Origin of the sequence: Variovorax sp. Root318D1, assembly GCF_001424835.1 — a bacterium.
GTDB lineage: Bacteria > Pseudomonadota > Gammaproteobacteria > Burkholderiales > Burkholderiaceae_C > Variovorax.
This window is the reverse complement of sequence record NZ_LMCQ01000013.1, coordinates 1-15,112: the sequence shown is the minus strand read 5'-3', so window position 1 is coordinate 15,112 and position 15,112 is coordinate 1. Positions and strand designations below refer to the sequence as shown.

Annotated in this window: 17 protein-coding genes; 12 read left to right on the top strand and 5 right to left on the bottom strand. The window is 65.0% G+C overall.

All coding sequences use genetic code 11. From position 1 onward, the window contains the following. Position 1: 1 nt before the first annotated feature. Both ASC78_RS13770 and ASC78_RS13765 read right to left on the bottom strand, forming a co-directional pair. Positions 2-982 carry an ABC transporter permease gene (locus tag ASC78_RS13770; RefSeq protein WP_055802241.1) on the bottom strand — a complete coding sequence of 327 codons (981 nt, stop codon included), beginning with the start codon at positions 980-982 and terminating at the stop codon, positions 2-4. Positions 983-1,175: 193 nt separating this feature from the next. Continuing rightward, on the bottom strand, positions 1,176-2,420 hold the full coding sequence (locus ASC78_RS13765; protein WP_055802239.1) for a porin: 1,245 nt from the start codon (positions 2,418-2,420) through the stop codon (positions 1,176-1,178). Between the two features lie 280 nt (positions 2,421-2,700). Here ASC78_RS13765 and coq7 point away from each other — a divergent pair, with 280 nt between their 5' ends. Then, positions 2,701-3,330 carry a 2-polyprenyl-3-methyl-6-methoxy-1,4-benzoquinone monooxygenase gene (gene coq7 / locus ASC78_RS13760; protein ID WP_055802237.1) on the top strand — a complete coding sequence of 210 codons (630 nt, stop codon included), beginning with the start codon at positions 2,701-2,703 and terminating at the stop codon, positions 3,328-3,330. A gap of 13 nt (positions 3,331-3,343) precedes the next feature. Here coq7 and ASC78_RS13755 read toward each other — a convergent pair whose 3' ends face one another. Beyond that, positions 3,344-3,793, bottom strand: coding sequence for an OsmC family protein (locus ASC78_RS13755; RefSeq protein ID WP_055802302.1), 450 nt, complete (start codon positions 3,791-3,793; stop codon positions 3,344-3,346). Between the two features lie 272 nt (positions 3,794-4,065). Between ASC78_RS13755 and ASC78_RS13750 the strand changes: the two genes are divergently transcribed. Continuing rightward, positions 4,066-5,310, top strand: coding sequence for a porin (locus ASC78_RS13750; RefSeq protein ID WP_055802300.1), 1,245 nt, complete (start codon positions 4,066-4,068; stop codon positions 5,308-5,310). 95 nt (positions 5,311-5,405) lie between these two features. On the opposite strand, the gene ASC78_RS13745 is transcribed toward ASC78_RS13750, so the two are convergent. Further along, entirely contained in the window at positions 5,406-6,536 is a 1,131-nt protein-coding gene (locus tag ASC78_RS13745) for a hypothetical protein (RefSeq protein ID WP_055802235.1), read from the bottom strand. A gap of 50 nt (positions 6,537-6,586) precedes the next feature. On the opposite strand from ASC78_RS13745, the gene ilvA reads away from it, so the two are divergent. Continuing rightward, positions 6,587-8,200: a threonine ammonia-lyase, biosynthetic gene (gene ilvA / locus ASC78_RS13740; protein WP_055802297.1), complete on the top strand. Its 1,614-nt coding sequence runs from the start codon at positions 6,587-6,589 to the stop codon at positions 8,198-8,200. Between the two features lie 19 nt (positions 8,201-8,219). Here the strand turns inward: ilvA and ASC78_RS13735 are convergent, their stop codons facing one another. Then, entirely contained in the window at positions 8,220-8,840 is a 621-nt protein-coding gene (locus ASC78_RS13735; RefSeq protein WP_055802233.1) for a type II secretion system protein N, read from the bottom strand. Between the two features lie 49 nt (positions 8,841-8,889). Here ASC78_RS13735 and gspG point away from each other — a divergent pair, with 49 nt between their 5' ends. The 9 genes from gspG to ASC78_RS13690 all read left to right on the top strand — a co-directional run. Then, positions 8,890-9,330 carry a type II secretion system major pseudopilin GspG gene (gspG, locus tag ASC78_RS13730; RefSeq protein ID WP_055802231.1) on the top strand — a complete coding sequence of 147 codons (441 nt, stop codon included), beginning with the start codon at positions 8,890-8,892 and terminating at the stop codon, positions 9,328-9,330. Continuing rightward, a complete protein-coding gene (locus tag ASC78_RS13725) occupies positions 9,305-9,769 on the top strand; it encodes a GspH/FimT family pseudopilin (RefSeq protein WP_055802229.1) in 465 nt (154 codons plus the stop codon). Before gspG ends, ASC78_RS13725 begins: the two co-directional genes overlap by 26 nt. Next, entirely contained in the window at positions 9,766-10,143 is a 378-nt protein-coding gene (gspI, locus tag ASC78_RS13720) for a type II secretion system minor pseudopilin GspI (RefSeq protein WP_055802227.1), read from the top strand. Before ASC78_RS13725 ends, gspI begins: the two co-directional genes overlap by 4 nt. After that, positions 10,143-10,826, top strand: coding sequence for a PulJ/GspJ family protein (locus tag ASC78_RS13715; protein WP_055802225.1), 684 nt, complete (start codon positions 10,143-10,145; stop codon positions 10,824-10,826). Before gspI ends, ASC78_RS13715 begins: the two co-directional genes overlap by 1 nt. After that, on the top strand, positions 10,820-11,836 hold the full coding sequence (gene gspK, locus ASC78_RS13710; RefSeq protein ID WP_443082721.1) for a type II secretion system minor pseudopilin GspK: 1,017 nt from the start codon (positions 10,820-10,822) through the stop codon (positions 11,834-11,836). Before ASC78_RS13715 ends, gspK begins: the two co-directional genes overlap by 7 nt. 136 nt (positions 11,837-11,972) lie before the next feature. Continuing rightward, the gene (gene gspL / locus ASC78_RS13705) at positions 11,973-13,184 is read left to right on the top strand and encodes a type II secretion system protein GspL (protein WP_055802221.1); all 1,212 of its coding nucleotides are present in this window, start codon (positions 11,973-11,975) and stop codon (positions 13,182-13,184) included. Further along, complete coding sequence (gene gspM, locus ASC78_RS13700; protein WP_055802219.1) at positions 13,181-13,717, top strand: type II secretion system protein GspM; 537 nt, start codon at positions 13,181-13,183, stop codon at positions 13,715-13,717. The genes gspL and gspM overlap by 4 nt, the downstream gene beginning before the upstream one ends. 11 nt (positions 13,718-13,728) lie before the next feature. Further along, positions 13,729-14,529, top strand: coding sequence for a type II secretion system protein N (gene gspN / locus ASC78_RS13695; protein WP_055802216.1), 801 nt, complete (start codon positions 13,729-13,731; stop codon positions 14,527-14,529). Positions 14,530-14,531: 2 nt separating this feature from the next. Next, the coding region (locus tag ASC78_RS13690; protein ID WP_327198124.1) for a secretin N-terminal domain-containing protein at positions 14,532-15,112 on the top strand (581 nt) is incomplete at its 3' end.

The following is a 15,112-nucleotide window of genomic DNA, read 5'->3' as shown; positions in this document are numbered from 1 at the left end:
CTCAATGTCCTCCCGCCTTGCCGACTCGCAGCCGCGGATCGACCACAAAATAAAGCAGGTCGACCACCAGATTGATCACCACGAAGATCAAGGCAATGAGGCACAGGTAGGCCGCCATCACCGGAACGTCGGCAAAGGTCACGGCCTGGATGAACAACAGCCCCATGCCCGGCCACTGGAACACCGACTCGGTGATGATGGCAAAGGCAATGAGACCGCCGAGCTGCAGGCCAGTGATGGTCATCACCGGCACCAGCGTGTTCTTGAGCGCGTGGCCAAAGTGAATGGCCCGGTTCGTGAGGCCACGGGCACGTGCAAACTTGATGTAGTCGGTGCGCAAGACCTCGAGCATCTCGGCCCGCACGAGCCGCATGATCAAGGTCAGCTGGAAGATCGCGAGCGTTACCGCCGGCAGGATGATGTGATGCCACCCGTCGGCACGGAAAAGACCGCTGCTCCACCAGCCGAATTGCACCGTCTCTCCGCGTCCGAAACTGGGGAACCAGCCCAGCAGCACGGCAAAGATGAGGATCAGCAAGATGCCGATCAGGAAGGTGGGAAGCGACACCCCGAGCAGCGACACGGTCATGAAAACCTGGCTCAGGAAAGTCCCTCGGCGCAGTGCCGTGTAGACGCCCATCGGAATGCCGATGAACAGCGCCAGCACGGCAGCCACCAGCGCGAGTTCGAGCGTGGCCGGAAAGCGCTCGCCGATGAGGCGCGAGACTTTCGCACCCTGACGCAGGCTCAGGCCGAATTCGCCCTGTGCTGCGTTGACGAGAAAGTGCCAGAACTGCACGAAGAAGGGCTGGTCGAGCCCCAATGCGGCGCGCAGATCGCGGATCTGCTCAGGCTTGGCGTCTTGGCCGAGCAGAAAGACGACAGGATCGCCTACATATTGAAATAGAAGAAAGGCGATGAACGCGACCGCGATCATGACGATCACGGCTTGGATCAAGCGGCGCAGGACAAATGCAATCATTCAACAAACAGAGTGAACCGGCATGCTAGCAGTGCAAGGTGCGTGCCCGCACGGGGGTTCCCCGGGGGTGCACGCCGATGGTGCGCATTGCCAGAGCCGATGCACCAGCGAACCCCAAATAAAAAAGCCACTCGACTTTCGTCGAGTGGCTTTTTAGTCTTTCGATTCAAAGCTGGCTTAAGCCAGCCTCAAATTAGAAAGCGTGACGGATACCGAAGTCGTAGCCGGTCGAGTTCTTCGGGGTGAAGACGCTGTTGCTGATGAAGGCCGGGCCGCCAACAGTGTAGGCTGCGCCGTTCTTGTTGCTCACGCGAGCGATCGTTGCGTACAGAGCCGTGCGCTTCGACAGGTTGTGCACGTAGCCCAGAGCCAGCTTGCTAGCCTTCGGGTCAGCAACGGAAGGTGCGAACAGCACTTCAGGAGCGTTGAAGTCGGTCTTGACGCGCGAGTACGAAGCGCGGATCAGGCCAGCACCGACGGGAACGGTCACACCCAGGAGGTAGCCGGTCAGGTCGACGTCAGGACGGCCGCCAGCGAACGGCTCAACTTCGAAGTCCATCTTGTTCTTGGCGCGCGACACTTCACCGAAGAGCTTCACGGGACCGAAGTCATACGAAGCGCCGAGGTTCAGGGTGTTGACCTTGGTGGTCGTGCCGACGTAGAACTGGTCGCCGATCGTGCTGCTGCCATAGGCAACTGCAACGTCCAGAGGACCGTTTGCGTAGCCGAAACGGCCACCGATGTAACGGCCAGCGCGCGAGTTGTTCGCGACGTTAGGCGTAGCGGTGCCCGGATCGTACTTGGTCTTCTCGCTGAAGGCGTACTGGAGTTGGCCGTAGAAACCACCCAGGTTCGGCGGCAGGAAGTAGCCGATGCTGTTGCTGGAGCGCACGTAGTTGCTGTTGGCAACGTTGGTGAACGGAGCGGTCGAAGCAGCCGGGGTCAGGAAGTTGCCGAAGGCGGTGTTCGCCGTCGAGATCAGGTTGGTACCAACGCCGTTGGTGCCGAACGGATCGAACACGGTGTCGTTCCAGAAGGTCGGGGTGTAGTCACGGCCGAGGCGGACTTCACCGAAACCACCCGACAGGCTCACGGTCGAACGACGAGCGAACGTCGCGATACCTTGCTGGCCGTCGTCGTTGGAGATCGGGGCTTCGAGCCAGAAGCTGGCAGCCAGGCCACCGCCGAGGTCTTCCGTACCACGGAAGCCGATACGGCTGGAGTTGTAGCCCGAGTTCGCCAGTTCACGACGGCTCGTCTTGACCGAACCTTGGTTCAGGTAGAACGGGTTCAGGAGCGTGGCACCGTTCAGGTCACGCGAGGTGCTCGAGTAGCCGCTGATCGACGCGTCGACCACACCGAAGAGCGTGACGGACGACTGAGCCGAGGCAACACCGGCAACAGCCAGGGCAGCCAGAGCAACTAGAGATTTTTTCATTGCAAGTTTCTCCAAGGTTAAACATAGGGCTCCGGTGCGAAGGGCTCACTGTGACTGGCACTTAGTGCTCCCACCGGACCCCGGGCCAACCTCCTTTTGGGAAGTTGATGCTATTGCACCAGAGCCGCTGCGGCAGGGCAAAACAAATCGCCCGAAAAGTCGGGTGGCCCGTGCGTTTCGTTGCAGTCCTGCAACAAAGGCTTGGACTGCGTCACGAACCACGATGTGAAATGAAGCAAGTGTTTCGCCTGGTCTTTTCACCATAAGTTCAAATAGAGGCATGACTTCTTCGCTCGATCCCGTCTTGACCGCGGCGGATGCGGCATTGCGCACCCTTTTTGCTCGACCGCATGCCACGCGTGCCATGCCTGCCCCGCTTCAAGCGCCCGGTGAAATGACCGACTCGGAACGGCGCGAGGCCGGCGCACTGATGCGGGTGAACCACGTGGGCGAGGTGTGCGCCCAGGCGCTTTACACCGCGCAGGCGGCGGTAGCGCGCGACCCCCTTCTCCGGAAGCGCCTGCTCGAAGCCTCACACGAGGAAACAGATCACCTCGCCTGGACCCGCCAGCGATTGGATGATCTCGGCGCCCGCCCCTCGGTTTTGAACCCGCTCTGGTATGCAGGCGCCTTCGGGCTGGGGCTGGTTGCCGGACGGCTGGGCGATCCGCTCAGCCTGGGCTTCGTCGCGGAAACGGAGCGCCAGGTGGAAGCCCACCTGGACAGCCATTTGGGCCGGCTACCGGCTGCCGACATCGCCTCAAGGGCGGTGGTTGAGCAAATGAAGGTCGATGAAGCGCGGCATGCCGCCCAGGCGATCGATGGCGGGGCCGCGGAGTTGCCGGCTCCAGCCAAGGCTCTGATGCGGTTCGCCGCCCGGGTGATGACCACCCTGGCGCACCGGATCTGAAAGCCTTCTGGGTTCAGGTTTCGATCAGATCAAAGCTGGTGGTGATCTCCGCCGTCTTCGCGAGCATGATGCTGGCCGAGCAATAGGTTTCATGGCTCAGGGCGACGGCACGCTCGACGGCCGCCACCGGAATTCCCTTGCCTGCCACGGTGAAGTGCATGTGGATCTTCGTGAAGACCTTAGGGTCCTTTTCTGCGCGCTCACTGGTCAGTTTGACGCTGCAGCGCTCTACGCGGTGCCTGCCGCGCTTCAATATCAGGACCACGTCATAGGCCGTACAGCCGCCGGTTCCGGCGAGCACGGTTTCCATGGGGCGGGCAGCCAGGTTCTGGCCGCCGTTTTCGGGCTTTGCGGCGTCCGGCGCGCCGTCCATGGTCAGGACATGGCCGCTGCCGGTTTCAGCCACAAAACCCATGGCCGAACGGGTGCCGGCGTCCCCCGTCCAAGTTACTGTGCATTCCATCTTCGTCAGGTCCAATCAGGGTATTCAGCAAAAAAAGTCGCTGAAATCAACTTGTGTGTGGGAAAAGCGTCACTTGCTTGTTGCAACGCAACAAACAGTCGATATACTTTATTTCATCGCGCACGAACCTGTGCGCACCGGTTGTCTCCTCCACCCTTCCAATTGGTGGATTTAGCCCCGAGCTGCAAAGCTCGGGGCTTTTTTCTTTCCGGCGCCGCCGATCCGTCGAGGATGGAATCCACTCTAGTTTTTGTGGCGGAAGGGCAGTTGCTCTGGCTGCCCTGGCTGTCGCCGGTGTTGCCTCGGCTCAGTCGTCCGTCACGCTCTTCGGTGTGGTCGACGCGTCGATCAGCCATTACTCGTCCACATCGCGTGACCTGAACAACGGCGTGTCGTACAACGCTTTCGGTGTTCCCGTCTACAACCCGTTCTATGTGAACCAGGGCAGCGTCAAGACCAGCAAGACCGTTTTGGCCAATTCGGGCTACAACTCCAGCCGCCTGGGCTTCCGCGGCACCGAAGACCTCGGCGGCGGCCTGGCAGCCAGCTTCTGGCTCGAAGCGCCAATCACCAATGACGACGGCGCCACCGGCGTTTCGACCTTCGCTCGCCGTTCGACCGTGAGCCTGTCGGGTGGTTTCGGTGAAGTTCGCCTTGGCCGCGACTACACCCCCAGCTTCTGGAACGACACCGTGTTCGATCCGTTCGGCACCAATGGCGTTGGCACCAACCTGATCTCCACGGCCAATGGCTTCAACCCCACGGGCGGCGCGGGCGGTTTCGGTGGCAACCTCAACTCCACGCGCTCCAGCAACTCGATTGGCTACTTCCTGCCGCCGAACCTCGGTGGCTTCTATGGCCAACTGATGTACGCGTTCCACGAGAAGACCAACTACGATCCGGGCCTCGCTACGCCTAACGTCGCGAACAATTCGCGTGCCGGTCGCTATGTCGGTGGCCGCTTCGGCTACGCTAATGGCCCGCTCGACATTGCACTGGCCTATGGTCGAAGCACTGTCGCGGACGACTTCTACGCTGGCACGACCGGCAACGTGAACACGCTGAACTTTGGCGTTTCCTATGACTTCGGTCCCGTCAAACTCTTCAGCGAACTGTCGCAGGCCAAGCTGAAGACCAACATCGACGGCAACTTTGTGGCGCAGCCGGCTTCCGTGCCATCCACGAAGCTCAACGGTTGGTTGCTGGGCGTGACGGTCCCCGTGGGTGCCGGCTTGATCCGCGCTTCCTATTCGGCCGTGAAGTACAAGACGGGCAACACCACCGACGACCTGTTCTTCAACGACCAGAACAACAACCCGAAGGCCAACAAGCTGGCTCTCGGCTACGTTCACAACCTGTCGAAGCGCACGGCTCTGTACGCAACGATCGCTCGCGTGAGCAACAAGAACGGTGCAGCGCTGTCCGTGGGCAATCAACCGTACGCCAACAACGCCGCGAACGTCTTCACCCCGAAGAACTCGACCGGCTACGACTTCGGCATCCGCCACGCGTTCTGATCGATCACGGGTCTGATCCGATGCTGGCTCCAGCCAGTTCGAGTCGATTCAGTGTCAAGCCGCCCAGCGCAAGCCGGGCGGCTTTTTGGCTTTGTTCAACTGGCGCGGCCACGCCTGCTTTGCAGCAGGCCCACGTTCATTTCACCGTTCAAAACCGACGCATAGAACCGTTCGACCATGTTCACGCTGGTGCGCGCATTGCGCGCCAAGGTCAGCATGTCGATGCCCTGGCCATACAGCAGCCGCAACGTGATTGCGGTGTGGCGCAGGCAATAGAGCGTTCTCGATTGACCGAGCGGACCTTTCTCGAGCGCCGTCACCTCGAGCGCCCAATGGAAAAGAAAGTTGAGCACTGCAAGCGCGTGCTCGCGGTTCTTCAATTGCGGCATGAAGATGTAGTCTTCTGGCCCGCCAGAGCCTTGCTCGCGACGACGATCGAGCAAGCATTCATAGACCCGCACAGCAGGACGCAAGCTCACGATGGGCTGGCTGTGACGCTTGGTTTCGGGCAAGTTCATTCGCAGATAGACGTGCTTGCCGCGCACGATTTCTATGTGCTTGTGCTTCATGAGCTTGATATCGCTCGGACGAACAAAGGTGTTCACCATCCAGCGGATCAACCAGGGCAGTTCCTCCGGCATGACGAGCAACTCGCGCGCAATCCAGAAGCGCTCGCCGGTTGCCAGCTGGTCGAGCACCGGGTGCGACTGTCCGCGCAATCTGCGCGCAGCTGCCACGACCGCCCGGTACTCCGCAACGCTGAAGCTGCCGCGTGGCTGGCTTCGCACCTTGACCTTCGGAAACGCCGGCGCATTGCGAAGCACACCAATGTTGACGCCATGCGTCACCACCTTTCGCAGCAATACAAGGTATTGCGCGATCGTCGTGCTGGTGAAGCCCTGCTCTCCAAGATGGTCAATCAGGCGTTGCGCATCGGCGGTGGCAAACGCCTGTGCTTGAACGGCACCCAGCAAAGGGACGACATGGGCTCGCAACCTGTTGCCCATCACCTGCCAGGTGGGTCGCCCAATTTCGCCGCGCTGTACGCGCGCCGCTTCTGCCTGCATCAGTCCTTTGGAAAGGTCGCTGACAGAAACTGATAACAAATTTTGCTCATTTGTTAACTGACTGGCGGACGGATGGATCGCGGGATAGGCGCGCTCAGAAAAACCGGAATCGTTCGCCGCTGGGGCTCTCAGGATGAGGTTTATGACATTTGTGTCCATGTCATGGCCCGTATGCAATCCCGATGCCTCTTATCATCGTCATTTATCAATTGAAACTCCCCTTGGAAAAAACCGTGCGCGACGTCCCTGTTCCGGCACTATCGCCCGCCGACTATCTCAGAAAAATTCTGAACGCCCGCGTTTACGACGTGGCGGTCGAATCGGCGCTGGAGAAAGCCAACGCGCTCAGCGAGAGGCTTGGCTGCACCGTGCTGCTCAAGCGCGAAGACCAGCAACCGGTGTTCAGCTTCAAGCTGCGCGGTGCCTACAACAAGATGGCGCACCTCACGCCCGAACAGCTCGCAAGTGGGGTCATCTGCGCATCGGCCGGCAATCACGCACAAGGCGTGGCGCTGGGCGCACGCAAGCTGGGTACGCGCGCGGTGGTGGTCATGCCAGTGACCACGCCCAGGCTCAAGATAGACGCGGTGCGCGGTTTCGGCGGCGAGGTCGTGCTGCATGGCGACAGCTATTCCGATGCCTATCTTCACGCGCTCGAGCTGCAGGCGCAGCAAGGGCTGACCTTCGTGCATCCGTTCGACGATCCCGATGTGATCGCAGGCCAGGGCACCATCGCCATGGAAATCCTGCGCCAGCACCAGGGCCCGCTCGACGCGGTCTTCGTGGCGATCGGCGGTGGCGGGCTCATCTCGGGCGTGGCCAACTACATCAAGGCGGTGCGACCGGAGATCAAGGTGATCGGCGTGCAGATGAACGATTCCGACGCAATGATGCAATCGGTGGCCGCCCGCCAGCGCGTGAGCCTTCCCGATGTCGGGCTGTTTTCAGATGGCACGGCGGTCAAGCTCGTCGGCGAAGAGACCTTCCGCATCGCCAGCAACCTGGTCGACGAATACATCGCGGTCGATACCGATGCGGTTTGCGCGGCCATCAAGGACGTCTTCGTCGACACCCGCAGCATCGTCGAGCCGGCCGGCGCGCTTGCCGTGGCCGCCATCAAGCAGTATGTGGCGGGGCATGGTCGCCACGGCGAAACCTACGCGGCCATCCTGTGCGGCGCCAACATGAATTTCGATCGGCTGCGCTTCGTGGCCGAGCGTGCAGAGGTGGGCGAGGAACGCGAGGCGCTGTTCGCGGTGACCATTCCCGAAGAGCGCGGCAGCTTCAGGCGCTTCTGCGAACTGGTCGGAGAGATGCCGGCCACCGAGTCGAAGGAAACCGCCTCGATCGGCGGCGCGCCGCGCAACGTGACGGAGTTCAACTACCGCATCAGCGATGCGGCCAAGGCGCACGTGTTCGTGGGCCTGACCACATCCACCCGCGGCGAATCAACCACCATCGCGCAAAACTTCATTGCCCACGGCTTCGACGCGCTCGACCTCACGCATGACGAGCTCGCCAAGGAGCACCTGCGGCATCTGGTGGGCGGTCGAACGGGCCTTGCCCATGACGAGCGGCTCTTGCGCTTCGTCTTTCCGGAGCGCCCGGGCGCGCTGCTCAAGTTCTTGAGCCTGATGCGGCCCAACTGGAACATCAGCCTCTTTCACTATCGCAACCAGGGCGCCGACTACGGCCGGATCCTCGTTGGCTTGCAGGTTCCAGCGAGCGATGCGGCGGCCTTCGATGCCTTCCTCGAGACACTGGGTTACCCCTACGTCGAGGAAACCGCGAACCCTGCGTACCGGCTGTTCTTGCAGGCCTGACCCAGTCGCGCGCCTGCGCTTACTGCGCAGCTTGCGTGGGGGGTTGCTGCACGGGCGCCTGCGGCGGCACCGGCTGCGGCGCAGCCGCCTCGGGAGGCGGCGCCACGACGGCGGGCGCCGTGGCTGGGAACAGGCCGCTGGGCCGTGGCGACGGCGTCATGCCCACCGGCACCGGGCTGCCAACGCTGATCGGCGCCCGCACAGGCAATTGCAGCGTGAACGCCGCCGGCCCCGATGCGCTGGCGCCGAGCGTCGCCGAGCGCACCCCCACCGACTGCAACACATAGTTGTCGCCAACACGCGAACCGACGCGAAACGGCCTCGGAGGCTTGCCGTCGATGGAGATCAGGGCCGCCCCCTGGTTGAACGGATCCGCGACCACGCCTGACAACGCAAAGCGGCTGGCGGCCTCCGGCATCGTGGGTGCCGCTTCCGATGCCGAAACCGCCCCGAGCAGCCGCGCCACCGCATCCGCATCGGCTGAAACCGAAGGTCGGGGCATCGTGGCCGCCGCGGCCACGGGCTCCGCCGGGCTCGCGAGCCGAAGCCCCCAGAACACCGCCGCACCAGCGGCCAGCGCCCAGAGTCCCGTGGTTGCAACGGGGGCGTGCCAGCGCGCGGCGGAATAGGGACTTGTCATGGCCGCGGATTATCATGCAGCGCGCCTTCCGCATCACGTCACCCAAGCTATGAAAAAAATCCTTCGCGCCGCCACCCGCACCGCCCAGCGCGGCTTCACGCTGATCGAGCTGATGGTGGTTCTGGTCATCATCGGCGTGCTTGCCGCGCTGATCGTGCCGAACGTGATCGAGCGCGCGGACGACGCCCGCGTGACCGCCGCCAAAACCGACATCAACAACCTGATGCAGGCGCTCAAGCTCTATCGCCTGGACAACCAACGCTACCCCACCGCCGAGCAAGGCCTGCAGGCGCTGCTTGTGCGCCCCACCGCCGGCCCGGCCGCGCCCAACTGGAAGCCGTACGTCGAAAAACTGCCCAACGATCCGTGGGGCCACCCTTACCAATACATGAACCCGGGCATCAAGGGCGAGATCGACGTGCTCTCGCTCGGCGCCGACGGACAGGCCGGTGGCGAGGGCAAGAATGCCGACATCGGCAGCTGGCAGTAGGCGCAGCGGCGGCTTCACGCTGCTCGAGCTGATCGTGGTGATCGCGATCATCGCGATGGCCACCGCCAGCGTGGCCTTCGCGATGCGCGACAGCAGCGCGGCCCGGCTCGATCGCGAGGCCGACCGGCTCGCGGCACTGCTCGAATCGGCGCGTGCCCAGTCGCGCGCCAGCGGCGTCGCGGTGCGATGGCGCCTGGTGGAAGGCGGCAGCTTCGTGTTCGAGGGCCTGCCGCCCGACGCCCTGCCCAACGGCTGGGCCACCAGCGGCATCAGCGCCCAGGCTGCGCTGGCCAACGGCGCGCCGATTCCCGCCGTGCTGCTGGGGCCCGATCCGATCATTGCCGCGCAGCAGATCGTCCTTTATTCCGAAGGCCCGCCCGCGCGTTCGCTGCGCGTTGCCACCGACGGCTTGCGGCCCTTCTCCGTGAGCTCGCCATGACGACGAACGGGCGCCGATCGGCATGCCGCGGATTCACGCTGATCGAAGTGCTGATCGCGCTCGGCATCGTCGCCCTGGCGCTGGCCGCCGGATCGCAGGCCACGATGTCGCTCACCCGCAATGCGCAGCGCCAGTCCGATCTGCTGCTGGCCGACCTGTGCGCAGAAAACGAACTTGCCAAGGCGCGGCTCGCGCGGCAAATGCCGGCCGTCGGCGATTCGGGTTCCATCTGCGTGCAGGCCGGCGTTTCATTCAACGTCACCACCTCCACCATCGCGACGCTCAACCCGAACTTCCGGCGCGTCGACGTGCAGGTGCGCGATGAGGCCAACGCGCCGGTGCTGCGCATCTCGACCGTGGTGGGCCGCTTCTGATGCGCCGCGTCGCGAACCGGCAAACCTACCGGGGCTTCACGCTGATCGAGTTGCTGGTGGCCATTGCAGTCATGGCGCTGCTGGCAATCATGAGCTGGCGCGGGCTCGACGCCATGTCGCGCGCCACCGCGCAGAACCAGCAGCGAGCCGACGCGGTGCTGACGCTACAGACCACGCTTTCGCAATGGAGCACCGACCTCGACGCCGTGACCGCGCTCGCGCAGACCCGCCCCATCGACTGGAACGGCCGCGTGCTGCGGCTCACGCGCCGTGGCAGCGATGCGTCCGCGCCGGCCATGCTGGTGGTGGCGTGGACGCTGCGCTCGGGCGTCGACGGCACCCGCTGGCGGCGCTGGCAGTCGCAGCCCTTCACCACGCGCGGCGAATGGCAGCAGGCCTGGAACATGGCCGCTTCCTGGGCGCAGGAAGGCGGCGGCGGAGAAACCGCGCTGATGCCGGTCGACGGCTGGCAACTCTTCTATTTCCGCGAGAACACCTGGAGCCCGGCGGGCGAGCTGCCGAGCGGCACGCCCAATCCGGCAAACCCGGCCAACCCCACGGGCGCCATCGTGAACATGCCTGACGGCGTTCGCCTGGTGCTGAACCTGTCGCCCGGCGACGGGCTGGCGGGCGCCATCACGCGCGACTGGGTCAAGCCGACGGTGGGAGCACCGCGATCGTGACGGCACCTCGTCCTTTCTCTGCGAACCGCCCGCGTGCAAGTACCGGGCGGCAGTCCGGCGCCGCGCTGCTCGCGGCCATGCTGACCGTGATGCTGGTCGCCACTTTTTCCGCCGCCGCGCTGTGGCAGCAATGGCGTGCGTCCGAGGTCGAGGCCGCCGAGCGCGGACGCGTGCAGGCGGCGTGGGTGCTGGTCGGCGCGCTCGACTGGTCACGCCTGATCCTGCGTGAAGACGCGCTCACCGGCGGACCCGACCACCTGGCCGAGCCCTGGGCCGTGCCGCTCGCCGAAGCGAGGCTCGCCAGCTTTTTGTCGGCCGAAAAGAACGTGGCCAGCGACAACCTCGAAGGACTGCCCGACGCATTCCTCTCGGGCCGCATCGTCGATGCGCAATCCAAGCTCAACGTGCTGTCGCTGGTCGACGGCAACAAGCCGGTGCCGGCGAGCGTCGCCACCTTCACCAAGCTGTTCAACATCCTGGGCCTGCCGGCCTCGGAGCTCAGCGCGATGACCGCTTCCCTCGTGCGCGCGCTCGCCACCGGAACCGATGCCGCGGGCGGGGGCGATGCCGGCGCGGCGCCACTGATGCCGCAGGAGGTTTCGCAGCTGGTGTGGCTCGGCCTTTCGCCCTCGACCGCGGCCGCCCTCGAACCCTACGTCACGATTCTTCCGGTGCGCACGCCGCTCAACATCAACACCGCGAGTGCCGAGGCGATCAGCGCCAGCCTGCCGTCGCTGAGCATCAGCGATGCGCGCCAGGTGGTCGAAAAGCGCACCCGCTCGTTCTTCAAGCAGATTGCCGACGCCAACACCGCCCTTCCGAACGGCGGCACCCAGTTCAACGCCAACCAGCACAGCGTGAGCACCCAGTTCTTCGAGGTCTACGGCAGGCTGCGGCTCGATCGCACTTGGGTCGAAGAACGCTCGCTGCTGCAGCGCGATGGCATTACCGTGAAGACGATCTGGCGCAACCGCGGCGCCGGCTTGGCCGCCCCTCCGGCTAAACCCTGAGTCGCGCCATCCTCCGCGAATTTCTTGCACCAAAAAATCGTCCGGCCCGCGTCGCATCTACGTCACACGCTACAAATAAAGTAGCACTTATCCAGCAGGCGCAACCCTACAATCACCCGCCCTTTCCCAAATAGAAATGACACCGCTGCTGCTCATTGCCCCCCTCCCTCCGGCCGACACCGCCGGCGAGTACGACTGGGCCCAGGCAGGCGACGACGGCATCGCATTGCGCAGCCACGGCCGCGCGCTGCTCACGCTGCTGCCGGCCAGCACGGAAGTCATGCTCGGCATTCCCGCCGCGGCGCTTTCCTGGCACCGGGTCACGCTGCCCAAGGGCAGCATGGGTAGCACCTCGAAATTGCGCGCGGTGCTCGACGGCCTGCTCGAAGAGCAACTGCTCGATGAGCCTGAAGCCTTGCACTTCGCGCTAGAACCCGAGGCCAAGGCCGGCGCGCCGGTCTGGGTGGCGGCCTGTAATCGCATCTGGTTGCGCAGCCTCGTGCAGGGCCTCGAATCGACGGGACGGCGCGTGCTGCGCATCGTTCCCGAATTTGCGCCGCAGCCCGCCGACAGCCCGCCTCTGCTGCAGGTCACGGGCGTTGCCGAGGCGCCGCAGCTCACCGTGTGCGATGCCGATGGCGTCGTCTCGCTGCCGCTGGCCGGTGCGGGGCTGGCGCTCGCGGGCAGCCTGCCGCTCGACACCGCCGTCATTTCCGCCGAACCCGCCGTCGCCGAAGCCGCCGAGCATTTGCTCGAACGGCGCCTGCCTATCGTGCAAGCGCCGCAGCGCTGGCTCCAGGCTGCGCGCTCGCCCTGGGAGCTTGCGCAGTTCGACCTTGCCGTGACGGGCCGCGCCCGCGCCGGCAAGAAATTCGCATCCGTGTTCCAGACGCTGCGCTACGCACCCGAGTGGCGCGCCGCGCGCTGGGGCGTCATCGCCCTGCTGCTCACGCAGCTGATCGGCCTCAACGCCTGGGCCTGGAAGGAGCGCAACGCACTCGAGTCCAAGCGCCAGGCCGTCAAGACCATGCTGACCCAAACCTTCCCTTCCGTGAAACTCGTGGTCGATGCGCCGGTACAGATGGCGCGCGAGGTCGCCGCGCTGCAGCAGGCGGTGGGCGACGTCGCGGGCAGCGACTTCGAACCGATGATCGGCGCGCTCGCCACCAACCTTCCGCCCGGCCGCACGCCCAGCGCCATCGACTACAGCGCTGGTCAACTGCGCCTGCGCGGCCTGGCCCTGCAGCCTTCGGAGCTCACGCGGCTTTCAGGCGCCATGGGACCGCGCGGCTACAGCGTGCGCGCCGAAGGCGATCTGCTGCTGGTGCAGGCCGAGGTTTCGCGATGAACTTCGCCGAACAACTCCGCGCCCGCTGGGCTTCCCTCGATCTGCGCGAGCGGCGCATGGTTGCCATCGCTGCCGCGCTGGTGGCGCTCGCGCTGCTGTGGTGGATCGGGCTTGCCCCGGCGCTGCGCACGCTGGCCGCAGCACGGACCGAACACGCGCGGCTCGATGCCCAGCTGCAGCAAATGGCCACTCTGCAGAACCGCGCCAAGACCCTGCAGGCGCAGCCCCGCCTCAATCGCGACGACGCGCTGCGCGGCCTCGAAACCTCGGTGCGCCAAAGCCTGGGCGGCAACGCCCAGCTCATGACCGCCAGCGGCGACGGCGCCGCCACCGTCACGCTGCGTGCGGTGCCTGCCGATGCCCTGGCCCAGTGGCTCGCGCAGGCGCGCGGCAATGCCCACGCCGTCCCGCGCGAAGCCCACCTGACTCGTTCGGCCGCCGTGCCGCCCGCAGCAGGCAACAAGGACCCTCAGGAACCCGCCAAGGTGCGCTGGGAGGGCACGCTGGTGATGGCGCTGCCCGCGGCCCGCTGAGCACGCCCGCCATGGTGACGCGCTCCTCTCTTTCCGAGCCCACATCGCGCCGCGGCTGGCGCTGGGCCGTTCTCGGCATCGTGATCGGCGCGCTGCTCTCGCTCGTGCTGTTCGCGCCCGCCCGGTGGCTGGCCGCGGCATTGTCGAACTGGAGCCAGGGCCGGTTGCTGCTCGTCAACCCGCGCGGCACGGTCTGGAACGGCGCGGCGGCGGTGGTGCTGGCAAGCGGTGCCGGGGGCGCCGAGGCGGTATCGCTGCCCGGATCGCTCAACTGGCGCATGCGGCCCACCTGGAACGGCATGTTCGCTGTGCTCGACCTGCCCTGCTGCACGGCCCGGCCGCTCGAACTCAAGGCCAGCCCGCGCGCGGACGGCATGCAGCTGCAATGGGGCGACGGCAGTTCGCGCTGGCCCGCCACCTTGCTGGCCGGCCTGGGCGCACCCTGGAACACGCTCAAGCTCGAGGGCACGCTCGACCTTTCCACCAAGGCCCTGTCGATGCAGTGGGACGGCCCCGTGCTGCGCATCGCAGGCCAGGCCACACTCGACGCCACCGACGTGTCGTCGAGCCTTTCGACCCTGAAGCCGATGGGCAGCTACCGCCTCACGCTCGAAGGCGGCAGCCGGCCGAGCCTGCTGCTGAGCACCCGCGAAGGCAGCCTGCAGCTGAACGGCAGCGGCAGCTGGAACGGCACCGCCTTTCGCTTCAACGGCGAAGCCAGCGCCGCAGCCGGCCGCGAAGACGCACTTTCCAATTTGTTGAACATCATCGGACGGCGCGAGAACGCGCGTTCGATCATCACCCTGGGTTGATCATGAAGAAGCCACTGACTTCGCACGGCAGCCGCCTCGGCATCGTTGCACTCGCAGCGCAGATGCTGATTGCCGCCACCTTCATGCAGGCCGTGCCGCCCGCATTCGCACAAGCCGGCAGTCCCGATGCGCCGCGCCGGGGCGAGCCCATCACGCTCAACTTTTCCAACGCCGACATCGAGGCCGTGGCCCGCACCATGGCCGTGGTCACCGGCCGCGACGTGGTGGTCGATCCGCGCGTCAAGGGCACGATGAACCTCGTCACCGACCGAGCCATTGCGCCGGCCGCCGCGTTCAACCAGTTCGCCTCGGCGCTGCGCCTGCAGGGCTTTGCCGTGGTGGAGGCCGAGGGCCTGTACAAGGTGGTGCCCGAGGCCGACGCCAAGCTCCAGACCCAGACCGTCAACACCGCCACGCCCAGCGCGGGTTCAGTGGCCGGCAACCAGATCGTCACGCAGATCTTCAGGCTCAACTACGAATCGCCGAACAGCCTGCTGCCGGTGCTGCGCCCGCTCATTCCGCCCAACAACACCATCAACGTGAACCCGGGCAACAACTCGCTCGTGATCACCGACTACGCGGA

Bases quoted from the DNA above. Each gene is read 5' to 3' on its own strand.
- ASC78_RS13770 (WP_055802241.1), bottom strand. From the start codon at position 982: ATGATTGCATTTGTCCTGCGCCGCTTGATCCAAGCCGTGATCGTCATG.
- ASC78_RS13765 (WP_055802239.1), bottom strand. From the start codon at position 2,420: ATGAAAAAATCTCTAGTTGCTCTGGCTGCCCTGGCTGTTGCCGGTGTT.
- coq7 (WP_055802237.1), top strand. From the start codon at position 2,701: ATGACTTCTTCGCTCGATCCCGTCTTGACCGCGGCGGATGCGGCATTG.
- ASC78_RS13755 (WP_055802302.1), bottom strand. From the start codon at position 3,793: ATGGAATGCACAGTAACTTGGACGGGGGACGCCGGCACCCGTTCGGCC.
- ASC78_RS13745 (WP_055802235.1), bottom strand. From the start codon at position 6,536: ATGGACACAAATGTCATAAACCTCATCCTGAGAGCCCCAGCGGCGAAC.
- ASC78_RS13735 (WP_055802233.1), bottom strand. From the start codon at position 8,840: ATGACAAGTCCCTATTCCGCCGCGCGCTGGCACGCCCCCGTTGCAACC.
- gspG (WP_055802231.1), top strand. From the start codon at position 8,890: ATGAAAAAAATCCTTCGCGCCGCCACCCGCACCGCCCAGCGCGGCTTC.
- ASC78_RS13725 (WP_055802229.1), top strand. From the start codon at position 9,305: ATGCCGACATCGGCAGCTGGCAGTAGGCGCAGCGGCGGCTTCACGCTG.
- gspI (WP_055802227.1), top strand. From the start codon at position 9,766: ATGACGACGAACGGGCGCCGATCGGCATGCCGCGGATTCACGCTGATC.
- ASC78_RS13715 (WP_055802225.1), top strand. From the start codon at position 10,143: ATGCGCCGCGTCGCGAACCGGCAAACCTACCGGGGCTTCACGCTGATC.
- gspL (WP_055802221.1), top strand. From the start codon at position 11,973: ATGACACCGCTGCTGCTCATTGCCCCCCTCCCTCCGGCCGACACCGCC.
- gspM (WP_055802219.1), top strand. From the start codon at position 13,181: ATGAACTTCGCCGAACAACTCCGCGCCCGCTGGGCTTCCCTCGATCTG.
- gspN (WP_055802216.1), top strand. From the start codon at position 13,729: ATGGTGACGCGCTCCTCTCTTTCCGAGCCCACATCGCGCCGCGGCTGG.